Source organism: Streptococcus dentapri (genome assembly GCF_042649885.1).
GTDB classification, from domain to species: Bacteria; Bacillota; Bacilli; order Lactobacillales; family Streptococcaceae; genus Streptococcus; species Streptococcus dentapri.
In genome coordinates, this window is record NZ_JBHSAC010000035.1 from 48,133 (window position 1) to 61,404 (window position 13,272).

General features: G+C 42.0%; 14 protein-coding genes. 9 read left to right on the forward strand and 5 right to left on the reverse strand.

Annotated features, from left to right (window positions below):
• Positions 1 to 144 precede the first annotated feature (144 nt).
• From glyQ to ACFOSE_RS03825, 6 genes are all read left to right on the forward strand, one after another.
• The gene (glyQ, locus tag ACFOSE_RS03800) at positions 145 to 1,062 is read left to right on the forward strand and encodes a glycine--tRNA ligase subunit alpha (RefSeq protein WP_380430710.1); all 918 of its coding nucleotides are present in this window, start codon (positions 145 to 147) and stop codon (positions 1,060 to 1,062) included.
• The gene (glyS, locus tag ACFOSE_RS03805; protein WP_380430713.1) at positions 1,062 to 3,101 is read left to right on the forward strand and encodes a glycine--tRNA ligase subunit beta; all 2,040 of its coding nucleotides are present in this window, start codon (positions 1,062 to 1,064) and stop codon (positions 3,099 to 3,101) included. The genes glyQ and glyS overlap by 1 nt, the downstream gene beginning before the upstream one ends.
• A 112-nt stretch (positions 3,102 to 3,213) precedes the next feature.
• Positions 3,214 to 3,471, forward strand: a complete 258-nt coding sequence (locus tag ACFOSE_RS03810) for a DUF896 family protein (RefSeq protein ID WP_380430716.1) — start codon at positions 3,214 to 3,216, stop codon at positions 3,469 to 3,471.
• A 142-nt stretch (positions 3,472 to 3,613) separates the two neighbouring features.
• Positions 3,614 to 6,439: an excinuclease ABC subunit UvrA gene (gene uvrA / locus ACFOSE_RS03815; RefSeq protein ID WP_380430719.1), complete on the forward strand. Its 2,826-nt coding sequence runs from the start codon at positions 3,614 to 3,616 to the stop codon at positions 6,437 to 6,439.
• A 71-nt stretch (positions 6,440 to 6,510) separates the two neighbouring features.
• Positions 6,511 to 7,461, forward strand: a complete 951-nt coding sequence (locus ACFOSE_RS03820; protein WP_380430721.1) for a zinc-binding alcohol dehydrogenase family protein — start codon at positions 6,511 to 6,513, stop codon at positions 7,459 to 7,461.
• Positions 7,462 to 7,621: 160 nt separating this feature from the next.
• The gene (locus ACFOSE_RS03825; protein WP_380430724.1) at positions 7,622 to 8,074 is read left to right on the forward strand and encodes a deoxycytidylate deaminase; all 453 of its coding nucleotides are present in this window, start codon (positions 7,622 to 7,624) and stop codon (positions 8,072 to 8,074) included.
• 51 nt (positions 8,075 to 8,125) lie between these two features.
• On the opposite strand, the gene ACFOSE_RS03830 is transcribed toward ACFOSE_RS03825, so the two are convergent.
• The 4 genes from ACFOSE_RS03830 to ACFOSE_RS03845 all read right to left on the reverse strand — a co-directional run bounded on the left by ACFOSE_RS03830 (position 8,126) and on the right by ACFOSE_RS03845 (position 10,650).
• Positions 8,126 to 8,653 carry a ClbS/DfsB family four-helix bundle protein gene (locus ACFOSE_RS03830; RefSeq protein ID WP_380430726.1) on the reverse strand — a complete coding sequence of 176 codons (528 nt, stop codon included), beginning with the start codon at positions 8,651 to 8,653 and terminating at the stop codon, positions 8,126 to 8,128.
• A complete protein-coding gene (locus ACFOSE_RS03835) occupies positions 8,650 to 9,282 on the reverse strand; it encodes a GyrI-like domain-containing protein (RefSeq protein ID WP_380430729.1) in 633 nt (210 codons plus the stop codon). Before ACFOSE_RS03835 ends, ACFOSE_RS03830 begins: the two co-directional genes overlap by 4 nt.
• A complete protein-coding gene (locus tag ACFOSE_RS03840; protein ID WP_380430731.1) occupies positions 9,279 to 9,689 on the reverse strand; it encodes a GyrI-like domain-containing protein in 411 nt (136 codons plus the stop codon). The genes ACFOSE_RS03835 and ACFOSE_RS03840 overlap by 4 nt, the downstream gene beginning before the upstream one ends.
• A gap of 64 nt (positions 9,690 to 9,753) precedes the next feature.
• On the reverse strand, positions 9,754 to 10,650 hold the full coding sequence (locus tag ACFOSE_RS03845; protein WP_380430734.1) for a helix-turn-helix transcriptional regulator: 897 nt from the start codon (positions 10,648 to 10,650) through the stop codon (positions 9,754 to 9,756).
• Between the two features lie 185 nt (positions 10,651 to 10,835).
• Here ACFOSE_RS03845 and efp point away from each other — a divergent pair, with 185 nt between their 5' ends.
• Genes efp through nusB form a run of 3 tightly spaced genes read left to right on the forward strand, consistent with a single transcriptional unit; the run spans position 10,836 to position 12,243 of the window.
• Entirely contained in the window at positions 10,836 to 11,396 is a 561-nt protein-coding gene (gene efp, locus ACFOSE_RS03850) for an elongation factor P (protein ID WP_380430736.1), read from the forward strand.
• 39 nt (positions 11,397 to 11,435) lie between these two features.
• Positions 11,436 to 11,822, forward strand: a complete 387-nt coding sequence (locus ACFOSE_RS03855; RefSeq protein WP_380430739.1) for an Asp23/Gls24 family envelope stress response protein — start codon at positions 11,436 to 11,438, stop codon at positions 11,820 to 11,822.
• A complete protein-coding gene (gene nusB / locus ACFOSE_RS03860; protein WP_380430742.1) occupies positions 11,815 to 12,243 on the forward strand; it encodes a transcription antitermination factor NusB in 429 nt (142 codons plus the stop codon). The genes ACFOSE_RS03855 and nusB overlap by 8 nt, the downstream gene beginning before the upstream one ends.
• A gap of 63 nt (positions 12,244 to 12,306) precedes the next feature.
• Here the strand turns inward: nusB and ACFOSE_RS03865 are convergent, their stop codons facing one another.
• A complete protein-coding gene (locus ACFOSE_RS03865) occupies positions 12,307 to 13,272 on the reverse strand; it encodes a LacI family DNA-binding transcriptional regulator (RefSeq protein ID WP_380430745.1) in 966 nt (321 codons plus the stop codon).

Consider the following 13,272-nt stretch of genomic DNA (forward strand, 5'->3'; position numbering starts at 1 on the left):
GTGGCATAGTTTCCTTTCAGTCGAATTGCCACACGCTCATCGCTATGGCGACTGAGCTAGACGCTGTACCACCTCGCTTTTCCTAGCGGTATCGGCTAGGAAAGGCTCACGTCGCAATCAATCTAATAGAAAAGAGGATATATTATGGCAAAAAAATTAACTTTCCAGGAAATCATCTTGATCTTACAACAATTCTGGAATGACCAGGGCTGTATGCTCATGCAGGCCTATGACAATGAAAAGGGAGCTGGGACTATGAGTCCTTATACGTTCCTGCGGGCCATTGGACCAGAGCCGTGGAATGCCGCCTATGTAGAGCCATCACGTCGTCCTGCCGATGGTCGTTATGGTGAAAATCCTAACCGTCTTTACCAACACCACCAATTCCAAGTGGTGATGAAACCATCTCCGTCAAACATTCAAGAACTTTACTTGGAATCTTTGAAAAAATTAGGTATCAATCCTTTAGAACACGATATCCGTTTTGTTGAAGATAACTGGGAAAACCCATCAACAGGTTCTGCTGGACTTGGTTGGGAAGTTTGGCTTGACGGTATGGAAATCACTCAGTTTACTTACTTCCAACAAGTTGGTGGCTTGGCAACTGGACCTGTTACAGCTGAGGTTACTTATGGTTTGGAACGTTTAGCCTCCTATATTCAAGAAGTGGACTCGGTTTACGATATTGAGTGGGCCCCAGGTGTTAAATACGGAGAAATCTTTTTACAGCCTGAGTACGAACATTCAAAATACTCTTTTGAAGTTTCAGATCAAGATATGCTCCTGGATAATTTTGAAAAATTTGAGGAAGAAGCTGGCAAAGCTCTGGAATTGGGATTGGTACACCCAGCTTATGATTATGTGTTGAAATGTTCGCACACCTTCAATTTGCTCGATGCTCGTGGGGCAGTATCGGTGACAGAGCGTGCAGGTTATATTGCTCGTATCCGTAATTTGGCGCGCGTGGTTGCTAAAACCTTTGTAGCTGAGCGTAAAAAACTTGGTTATCCATTGTTAGATGAAGCGACGCGTGCAGAATTATTGAAGGAGGAGGCAGAATAATGACGAAAAATTTACTTGTAGAATTGGGTCTTGAAGAATTACCAGCCTATGTTGTCACACCGAGTGAAAAACAATTGGGCGAAAAAATGGCAGCCTTTTTAAAGGATCATCGTTTGGATTTTGAAAGCATTCAAACCTTCTCAACCCCACGTCGTTTGGCAGTTCGTGTCCTTGGTCTGGCTGATAAACAATCCGACTTGACTGAAGATTTTAAGGGACCAGCTAAGAAGATTGCCTTGGACGCTGAGGGTAACTTTACCAAGGCGGCACAGGGCTTTGTTCGTGGTAAAGGTTTGACAACCGATGACATTGAGTTCCGCGAAATCAAAGGTGAGGAGTATGTCTATGTCACCAAACAAGAAGCTGGTCAGCCGGCTAAGGAAGTGCTGGCGGGTGTCCCAGAAGTTCTTAATTCTCTTACTTTCTCTGTCAGTATGCACTGGGCTAATAATACCTTTGAATATATCCGCCCTGTTCACACTTTGACCGTGCTTCTTGGTGATGAAGCGCTGGATTTGGACTTTTTGGATATTCATTCGGACCGTATCAGCCGTGGTCATCGTTTCTTAGGCCATGAAACAGAAGTTGCTAATGCCGATTCTTATGAGGAAGATTTACGCCAACAATTTGTCATTGCAGATGCTAAAGAACGTGAAAATATAATTGTTGAGCAAATCAAGGCGATTGAAAGTCAAGAAAAAGTTCAGGTTGATATTGATGAGACTCTTTTGAATGAAGTCCTTAATCTGGTTGAATACCCAACAGCTTTCATGGGTAGTTTTGATGAGAAGTATCTGGAAGTGCCTGAGGAAGTTTTGGTTACTTCTATGAAAAATCATCAGCGTTACTTTGTCGTGCGTGATCAAACTGGTAAACTCATGCCTAATTTTATCTCGGTACGCAATGGTAATGCAGACTGCCTCGAAAATGTTATCAAAGGGAATGAAAAGGTTCTTGTAGCCCGTCTGGAAGACAGTGAATTTTTCTGGCATGAAGATCAGAAATTAAAGATTGCCGATTTGGTTGCCAAATTGGATCATGTTACCTTCCATGAAAAGATTGGTTCTCTGTCTGAGCACATGGAACGCAGTGGCGTAATTGCGGCTTATTTGTCAGAGAAGGCTGGCCTGACAAGGGAAGAGACTCAGGCTGTAGCTCGAGCTGCTCAAATCTATAAATTTGATCTTCTCACTGGTATGGTTGGAGAGTTTGATGAGCTTCAAGGTATCATGGGTGAGAAATATGCCCTTCTTGCCGGCGAAGAAAAGGCTGTGGCAGCAGCCATTCGTGAGCACTATCTTCCCGATTCAGCCGATGGAAAGCTACCAGAAACCAAGATTGGTGCGATCTTAGCCTTGGCAGATAAATTGGACACACTACTTTCCTTCTTCTCGGTTGGCCTCATTCCAAGTGGCTCCAATGACCCATATGCCCTTCGTCGTGCGACACAAGGGATTGTCCGTATCCTTGATGCCTTTGGTTGGGATATCCCAATGGATGAGCTGATTGATAGTCTCTATAGCCTTTCATTTGACAGTTTAACTTACGCCAATAAAGCAGACGTACTGGACTTCATTCGTGCGCGGGTTGAAAAAATAATGGGAACCGATGTTCCTAAAGATATTCGTGAGGCCGCACTCGCCGGTTCAACCTTTGTCGTCTCAGAAATGTTAGCAACGGCTGATGCTCTTGTGGCAGCAAGTCAGACAGAAAACTATAAGTCAGCTGTTGAAAGCCTTTCGCGTGTCCTTAACATAGCAGACAAGGCTGACTCTTCTATGGTGGTTGATGAATCTCTCTTTGAAAATGATCATGAAAAAAACTTGGTGGCAGCTATTGATGAACTTACTCTTTCAGGCAATGCTGATGATAAGATTGCTCAACTCTTTGCTCTCAGCCCAGTTATTGATGCCTTCTTTGACAATACCATGGTCATGGTGGAAGATGAAAAAATTAAAAACAACCGCTTAGCCTTGTTGGCTGGCCTAGCTGAGAAGACTCAAACAGTGGCGGCCTTTAATCAACTGAATACAAAGTGAAAACAACAACTCCAGTTGTTTATTGAAAAATTTAATAGAAAGGAACTGAATTCGATTAGAAAGCTGGCCTAAATTTCTCAGCTTTTCTGATTATATTCTTGACATCTTAATTATGGATCCTAAAAAAATTGAACGTATTAACGAGCTTGCTAGGAAGAAAAAGACAGATGGTTTAACCAGCGAGGAAAAAGTCGAACAGGCTGAGCTTCGCAAAGAGTATCTCGAGGGTTATCGTCGGTCTGTGCGTCACCATATTGAAGGAATTAAGGTAGTCGATGAGGAAGGTAACGACCTTACTCCGGAAAAACTGCGCCAAGTTCAGCGCGAGAAGGGTCTGCACGGCCGCAGTTTGGATGATCCTAACAGCTAAGAAAAATCATTGTATTAAGAAGGTGAGACTTAGTCCTAGCCTTCTTTTTTTCTGTGCGCGGATAGCGGTAAAAGCGTCGAGTTTTTGATATAATAAGGGCACTCATACAGTGTCAATCAGAAAGGATCTGAATAGATAGATTATGCAAGATAAATTAGTTATTCACGGGGCGCGTGCCCATAATTTAAAAGACATTGATTTGGAAATACCAAGAGATAAAATGGTTGTAGTGACAGGCCTGTCCGGTTCTGGGAAGTCCAGCCTAGCCTTTGATACCATTTATGCTGAAGGTCAGCGTCGCTATGTTGAAAGTTTGTCAGCCTATGCCCGTCAGTTTTTGGGCAATATGGAAAAGCCTGATGTAGACAGCATTGATGGTCTCAGTCCGGCTATTTCTATTGACCAGAAAACTACTAGTAAGAATCCTCGTTCGACTGTGGGAACCGCTACGGAAATCAACGATTACCTGCGCTTGCTTTATGCTCGTGTGGGTGTGCCCTACTGTATCAATGGACATGGTGAAATTTCCGCCAGCTCAGTAGAGCAGATTGTCGATCAGGTTTTGGCTTTGCCTGAGCGCAGCCGCATGCAGATCTTGGCACCGGTCATTCGTCGCAAAAAGGGTCAACACAAAACCTTGTTTGAAAAAATTCAAAAGGAAGGTTATGTTCGTGTGCGTGTGGATGGTGACATCTATGATGTCACAGAAGTACCTGAGCTATCCAAATCAAAAATGCACAATATCGAAGTGGTCATCGACCGTCTAGTCAACAAGGAAGGTATCCGCAGTCGTCTATTTGATTCTGTTGAAGCAGCCTTAAGGATTGCTGACGGGTATGTCATCATTGATACAATGGATGGTAATGATTTGCTTTTCTCAGAGCATTATTCCTGCCCGGTCTGTGGTTTTACAGTGCCTGAGTTGGAACCTCGTCTCTTCTCTTTCAATGCTCCTTTTGGTTCCTGTCCGACCTGTGATGGTCTGGGGATGAAGCTGGTTGTGGATATGGACCTTTTGATTCCTGAACCTAGTAAAACATTGCGCCAAGGGGCACTAGCTCCTTGGAATCCTATCTCGTCAAATTATTATCCAATCATGTTAGAGCAGGCCATGACACAGTTTGGCGTTGATATGGATACACCTTTTGAAGATCTAACCAAAGACCAACAGGATTTAGTCCTCTATGGCTCAGATGAGCGTGAGTTCCATTTTCACTATGTTAATGATTTTGGTGGGGTACGCGATATTGATATTCCCTTTGAAGGGGTTGTCAACAACGTCAACCGCCGCTATCATGAAACCAACAGTGATTTCACCCGTAATGTCATGCGGGGTTACATGAATGAGTTGATCTGTGCAACCTGTCAGGGTTATCGTCTCAATGATGCTGCTTTAGCAGTGAAATTAGGGGGTGAAAAAGGGCTTCATATCGGTCAGATTTCGGACTTATCGATACAGGATCATCTCGCCCATCTTAAAGATCTAAAACTATCAGCTAATCAAGAAACCATTGCCCGCCCAATTTTGAAAGAGATCAATGACCGTTTGACTTTCCTAAACAATGTTGGCCTCAATTATCTAACCCTATCTCGGACAGCTGGAACCCTGTCCGGTGGAGAAAGTCAGCGGATTCGTCTGGCAACACAGATTGGTTCCAATCTGAGCGGTGTCCTCTATGTGCTGGATGAACCTTCTATTGGTCTCCATCAGCGGGACAATGACCGCCTCATTGCCAGTCTTAAAAAGATGCGCGACCTCGGTAATACCCTGATTGTGGTTGAGCATGATGAAGATACTATGCGTCAGGCCGATTGGCTGGTTGATGTTGGCCCCGGAGCAGGCCAGTTTGGTGGTCAGATTGTCGCCTCGGGGACACCTAGTCAGGTTGCCAAAAATAAAAAATCAATCACTGGTCAATACCTTTCAGGAAAGAAAGAAATTCCAGTACCGCTTGAGCGCAGAAGTGGCAATGGACGTTTTATAGAGGTCAAGGGAGCCAGCGAGCACAATCTCCAAAATATTGATGTGAAGTTTCCCTTAGGTAAATTTATCGCTGTAACGGGTGTGTCTGGTTCAGGCAAATCTACCTTGATTAATAGTATTCTCAAAAAATCCATTGCCCAAAAACTCAATCGCAATTCTGAAAAGCCGGGTAAACATAAGGCTGTCGAAGGAATTGAACATATCGAGCGCTTGATTGATATTGACCAGAGTCCAATCGGTCGTACGCCACGTTCCAATCCTGCAACCTATACCGGTGTCTTTGATGATATTCGCGATCTCTTTGCCAAAACAAACGAAGCTAAAATTCGCGGTTACAAGAAGGGGCGTTTCTCCTTTAATGTCAAGGGGGGACGCTGTGAAGCTTGCTCAGGTGATGGCATCATCAAGATTGAGATGCACTTTTTGCCAGATGTCTATGTCCCTTGTGAAATCTGCCACGGCAGCCGCTATAACAGTGAAACGCTAGAGGTTCATTACAAGGAGAAAAACATCGCTGAAATCCTTGATATGACAGTCAATGATGCCGTTGATTTTTTTACTCCAATTCCTAAAATTGCCCGCAAGCTGCAAACGATTAAAGATGTCGGACTGGGGTATGTGACCTTAGGACAGCCTGCAACGACCCTCTCAGGTGGTGAGGCTCAGCGTATGAAATTGGCGAGTGAACTCCACAAACGCTCAACTGGCAAATCCTTCTATATTCTGGATGAACCAACGACTGGTCTCCATACCGATGATATTGCCCGTCTCCTTAAAGTTTTGGAGCGCTTTGTTGATGAAGGCAATACCGTTTTAGTTATCGAACATAATCTGGATGTCATCAAAACAGCCGATCATGTCATTGACCTAGGACCAGAAGGCGGTGTCGGTGGTGGTACCTTGGTAGCCCAAGGGACACCTGAAAAAGTTGCCCAAAATACTGATAGCTTTACCGGTCAGTATCTCAAAGAAAAATTGAACTAGAGAATGCCACACCCCAATGCGGGACAGAAGAAAACCACTTTTTAATATGACGAACAAAGGAGGAAGTTACTATGAAAGCAGCACTTGTTTATAAAGCCGGTGGACCAGATGTTTTTGTTATTGAAGACAGACCAATTCCTAAACTTAAAACTGGGTGGAGTGTTATTAAGGTTTTGGGGTTTGGGATTAATCATTCTGAGATTTTTACCAGACAAGGTCTGTCCCCAAGTGTGACTTTTCCTCGGATTTTAGGGATTGAGTGTGTTGGTGAAGTTGTCGAAACACAGGCTCCTCATTTAAAGCCGGGCCAAAGGATTATTTCAATCATGGGAGAAATGGGGCGTGCATTTGATGGTTCTTACGCAGAATACACACTTTTGCCAGATGAGCAGATTTATCCTGTCAAAACAGAATTACCTCTGGAAAAGTTGGTAGCTTTGCCTGAAACTTATTATACAGCTTACGGTGCTTTTAAAAATCTACAAATTAAAGCTGGAGATACAACTCTGATACGTGGTGCGGCATCAGGCGTTGGTTTAGCCATGCTTGATCTTATCAAAGCGCAATTCCCTCAAAATGAGGTTTTTGGCAGCAGCCGTCATTTAGAAAAAAGGAAGACTTTGCAAAAATGTGGTTATGATGGGATTATTCTAGATAAAGATAATGTCTTGCAGACTGACTTGACTTTTGATAAGATCTTAGAATTGGTTGGACCGTCTTCCATAAAGGATTCCTTTAATCATATCAAGGAAAAAGGGGTTATCTGTTCCAATGGGCAGCTGGGTGGCCGCTGGTTTTTGGAAGATTTTGATCCTATTATGGACCTAAAAAACAATAGTTATCTGACAAGTTTTTATTCTGGGAATGTTAGCCTAAAAAAATTACAGGAAATGTTAGATTATGTTGCTGCATTTCAGGTACCGGTTCATGTTGAAAAAATTTTCAAATTGGATGAGATTACTGAGGCCCATGCTTATATTGAAAGTAAAGAAAGTTTTGGCAAGATAATTGTTTTGACCTAGAACTTCCTAGTGTCTTCATTATTGAATACTAATGTATCTATTTCTCATATCCTTGTCTTTCGCCCGTTTTAAAATTATGGTAAACTTAGAAAAGCAGAAGTTTTAGGGAGGTTGGATCTTATAAATCTTCTTGAATGAGTGATTGTGTAGGTAGAAATATATGACAGAACAAAGATTATCTTGGCAGGATTATTTTATGGCAAATGCAGAGTTGATTTCTAAACGTTCAACCTGTGATCGTGCCTTTGTCGGTGCTGTTTTGGTAAAGGACAACCGGATTATTGCAACTGGTTATAATGGTGGTGTTTCAGAGACTGATAACTGTAATGAAGTCGGGCACTATATGGAGGACGGTCACTGCATCCGTACGGTCCATGCTGAAATGAATGCTCTTATCCAGTGTGCTAAAGAAGGAATCTCCACCAATAATACTGAGATTTATGTCACCCATTTTCCTTGTATTAACTGTACAAAAGCTCTTCTGCAGGCAGGTATCAAAAAAATTACCTATAAATCGCACTACCGTCCTCATCCTCTGGCCATAGAGCTGATGGCGAAAAAAGGTGTGAATTATATTCATCATGATGTTCCGCAAATAACTCTGGGAGAGTAATTAAAATATTGACAGAAAAAGGCCCTTATCACAAGTGTAAAAGGAGCAGGTTTAAAAGCCTGCTCCTTTTAATTTCTTCCATTTTCTGATTTTAGTTCTAAAGGTGCCAAAAGGAGCCACGGTATTGACATGGATAAATCTAGCAACTTCCCAGACAGCTGTTTTGGTAGCAGTGTCTGCCCATTTTCTCTGATGAGGCTGGAAGAGATCGGTTTCAGACATATCCTCAATCATCTGATAAATACTCGCCACATTAGCATCTAACTGACTTTTCAATGCTGTCAAGGACTGGTGGCTGTAGGTCTCGTTGAACCATTGATAGAGCTGCCCCAACTGGTTCCATTTAAATTGTTCTGATGGTGTTTGGACATCCAAACCAGCTGTTTCGTCTGCCTTCCATTTGAGGAGAAGAGTCGTCCATCCTACTTGATAAGCTAAGTTTTCGGCTGGTGTACGGTCAATTCCTTCCACTCGGCTGTCTTTGAGTTTTTCTGGAATGACTGCAAACTCTGCTATGTATTTGCCATAGGCTGTTTGGATAGCTGTAATGAGTTCTGCTTTTGATTGGTATTGTTTCATATTTCCTTCACTTGATAGCGTAGAATAGTCTTGAGTTTATCCTTAGCAGTTCTCTGAGCATTGCTGAGGTAAATCTCTCTGTGAATTTGCGAGGAGCGCTGTAGGTTGTGTTTTTTTGCAAAGGCATCCAATTTTGCAAAAGATTCGGGTTCATCGTCATAGGAACCAATATGAAGAACTTGGATGCTCTTGCCATCTGTTATGTCTTCAAAAGAAATCTCATCATAAAAAGGATTTGGCTTCTTTATTCTGACCTTCTCCAAGGCTTCTAAAAACAATTCTTGGCTGATAAAATCAGGCTGCTGGATCATTATTTTATAAGATAGTCTGTCTTTAACCAGCTGATCCTGCTTGGCATTTTCTTCCTGCTGCCAAAGTCCCTCCAAAGGGAAGACTGTAAAATCTGTAATAGCCTGACTGTCCATTTCATCCTTCTTAGCCTTTTTATAAGCCATTTTTATCCCATAAGCGAGAGAATAGAGAGCTGAAACTTGATTTGAAAACTCTATATCATTAGGATTTCCCTGTCCTTTGATGGTGATGAACTGCTGCCTCTTGACCTCTAAAATAGTTGGCTGTGTTTTGACCCCATAGATTTCTTTTTCAGCTTTGCGCCATTCGTATTTCATTTTCCAACCTCCTTTTTAACACCAATGTAAATGCTTGCCTTGCCATCTGGATCGTATTTTTCAAAGTCCAACTGGTAAAGACGGCTGAGCTGCCCTGCTTCTTCTAAATGCCAGATTTTCTGCCAAGTTTGAGGGATTTCTTCTCTTGTTGTAGAAAAAATCGCATAATCCTGTTTGGGAACTGTTAGCGATTTCGCTCCGTCTAGCGGTCTTTCTAGGGCGATGCTGACAGCATAGTCTCCCTTATAATCTGACTCGTAGTCGTGATAAATAGCGTAAATTGACTCCTCAAGCTGGAACAAACCAGCTGCCTGGTCCCAAAGTTCTTCAAATTTTTTCGGTAACTGAGGATCTCTAAAATTATTGGTTTTCATAGTGTACAAATAGTAAAGCTCTTGTAAGATCATTGGTTTCTCCTTTGCTTATTTGATTTACAAAGTGAGTATAACAAAGGAAACCAGACAAGGTCTGTCAGCTTTTGTAGAGTGTGAGCATATTTTCCAGCTTTTTTTTGATGTTTTGACGGACAAAGGCTGGTCTCAGTACTTGGACTTCCGCTCCAAAAGATAAAAGATAGCTTTCTAGAACATTACTGGGGATATCTGCTTCTACATAGAGATTGCCGTCAGAATCTTTTGCGACCTCAGAAAAGTCATCGTAAACGCGATAGGAAACACTGGAGCTGAATTTCAGAGCGATGTGAACAGTTGTTTGCTTTGGCATAGTCAGTTTAATGATTTGTTGAGAAAAATCTTCTGCAAAGCACTCTGCTAAAACGCGACCATTTCTGATTCGCGATAGTTTGAAAAAGCGAAAATCTTCTCGTAAGCTACAGTAAGCATAGAGGTACCAGGCCTGACCTTTAAAAATCAGACGAATTGGCTTGACTTGCCGCTGACTGTTTTTGCCATCATTGCTAAAATAATCAAAAGAAAACCAGCGGCGCTGAAAAACGGCTTCCTTCAGCTGCTGAAAGAGAGCTTGCTGCTCTGCTTCATTTTGCCAAGGGCTGAAGTCTACTTCCAGCCAGTTGGGATTTTCCGCTTTGAAAAGAGCTGATAGCTTAGTCAGCAGTTTCTTGTCATAGAGAGTTTCATTTAACGATGCCAGTCCCTGAAGACTGTCTAAAATCTGCTGGCGTTCTCTTTGAGACAGCAAAGATCTGGACAGGACGAAATCTTTATCCAGCTGGATGCCCCCATCTTTCCCCTGTTGGGTATAAATAGGAATTCCTGCGCTGCTCAAGGCATCGACGTCACGGTAAATGGTTCTGACAGAGACTTCAAATTGTTTGGCTAATTCAGGCGCAGTTGTCTTGCCATTCCCTAATAGATAATAAACCATTTCAAATAATCTTGATTCCTGCATGGCTATCCTCCTAGTTTAAGAGCATTATAGCATATTAACTTGACAAATGCTGTCAAGTTAAGTTCTCTGCCAAGCTGACAGGAACAGTTTTTAAGCTGTAGTCAACTGCCTAAAAGATTTGAGTATGCTTAGCATTTATGATAGAATAAGCTGATAAGTAAAAATAATAAAGAGGTAATCAAAATATGATTGAAGCAAGTAAGCTCAAAGCTGGGATGACTTTTGAAACAGCTGATGGTAAACTGATTAGAGTTTTGGAAGCTAGTCACCACAAACCAGGTAAAGGGAACACAGTTATGCGTATGAAGTTACGTGATGTCCGCAGTGGTTCGACTTTCGATACGACCTATCGTCCAGAAGAAAAATTTGAACAGGCCATTATCGAAACTGTTCCAGCACAGTATCTTTACAAGATGGATGATACAGCCTACTTCATGAATAGTGAAACTTATGACCAATATGAAATTCCGGTAGCTAACGTTGAAAATGAATTGCTTTATATGCTTGAAAATAGTGACGTTAAAATTCAATTCTACGGAACAGAAGTTATTGGTGTTCAGGTACCAACAACTGTTGAATTAACCGTAGCGGACACACAACCTTCAATCAAAGGGGCAACTGTTACAGGATCTGGTAAACCAGCGACTTTGGAAACTGGACTTGTGGTTAATGTACCAGATTTTATCGAGGTTGGTCAAAAACTAATCATCAATACTCAAGAAGGAACTTACATTTCACGCGCATAAAGCTGGAGTTTTCAGTAGAATAAGAAAGGATTGAGAGATATGGCAGATATGATTGGAGAAATCGTTATTTCCCCCCGTGTTCTTGAAGTTATTACAGGGATTGCAGCGACTAAGGTTGAAGGGGTATATTCTCTTAACAATAAGGCTGTAACAGATAGCATTAGTAAGACGACACTTAGTCGCGGTGTTTACTTGACAACCGGTGAAGATGATAAAATTACTGCTGATATCTACCTTCAATTACAATACGGCGTTAATGTTCCGGCTGTTTCAATCGAAGTTCAGCATGCGGTTAAATCGGCTGTTTATGATATGGCAGAAGTGGAACTATCGGATGTCAATGTTCACGTTGTGGGTATCGTTCCTGAGAAAACACCAAAACCAGATATGACAGCTCTGTTTGATGAGGATTTCCTAGATGACTGATGCAAGACGCAATCTACGTAAGCGTGCTTTTCAAGCCATTTTTAGTTTAGAGTTCGGCCAAGCTTCTTTTCTTGAAGCTGCAACCTTTGCTTATAGTTATGATAAAGAGTTGACGGAGCAAGAAGATATCGAGATCCCAAGCTTTCTTTTAAATTTGGTTAAAGGAACGGTCGATAAGTTAACTGAACTGGATCAGACGATTGCTGCTAACCTAAAAAAAGGTTGGTCTTTGGAACGCTTAACGTTGACCGATCGCAACCTTTTGCGTCTAGGGCTCTTTGAAATCAAGTACTATGAAGAGACTCCTGAGCGCGTAGCTCTAAACGAGATTATTGAACTAGCCAAGGCCTATTCAGACACGACTTCAGCAAAATTCGTCAATGGTATTTTGACAAAGTTTGTGGTTGATGAAAAAGCTTAGGTACAGAACCTAAAAGAGACTGGCAATCCAGTCTCTTTTTTTTCTCCTTGTGGTTTTTATATGTTAAATAGTTCTACCTGGGATTAGGGATATAGGAAGAGTATATTCATTAGCTTCTATATTTTCCCCAGCAATCTTCTTTAACAGGAGTTCAACAGTTAATTGAGCAATTTCTGGGATAGGCTGCTTAATAGTAGTTAGTTGCGGCAGATAGTTTTCAACAAAAGTTGTACCATCGTAGCCAATCAATTTTAATTCTTGTGGAATACTAATATCCAGTTCTTGAGCAATTTTTAGGACCAGCATAGCCATCAAGTCACCAGATGTAAAGATACCATCAGGTCTCAGCTGAGTAATCAATTTTTTAATCTCCATTTCCTTACGGCTAGCAGAATACTCACTAGCAATATTGGCATGTTGGGCTTCTGGTAGAATAGATTGAAAGCCTGTATAGCGCAGCCCAGTTGGTGAATGGGTGTCATCATTTCCGGTCAGCATCATGATGTTTTGGCAACCGGCTTTTACTAAGGTCTGGGCAGCCACAGCCCCACCAGCAAAGTTATCGGAGGAGACGACAGGAATCTGTGGAGAAAGGTTACGGTCAAAGGAAATGATAGGGGCTGTTACCCGATCGTAATCTGTAATACCTAGGTTATGGCTCCCTGAAATAATCCCATCAACCTGATTGGCCTCTAACATTTCTAGGTATTCACGTTCTTTTTCGGAGTTTTGCTCACTATTACAAATGATAGTCTTATAGCCATGTCTGAACAGTTCGTGTTCTAACTGCTCAATCAACTCTGCATAGAAGATGTGACCAATATTAGGGAAAATAAGTCCGACTAATTTAGCTGACTTTCCTTGAAGACCACGCGCTAGACTGTTTGGCTTGTAACCCAATTCTCGCATGGCTTTATTGACCTTGTTAATTGTTTTCTTAGAAAGATAGCCTTTCTTATTGATGACACGTGAGACAGTTGTTGGGCTTACACCAGCCAACTTCGCAACGTCAGTTAATTTCGCAACCAT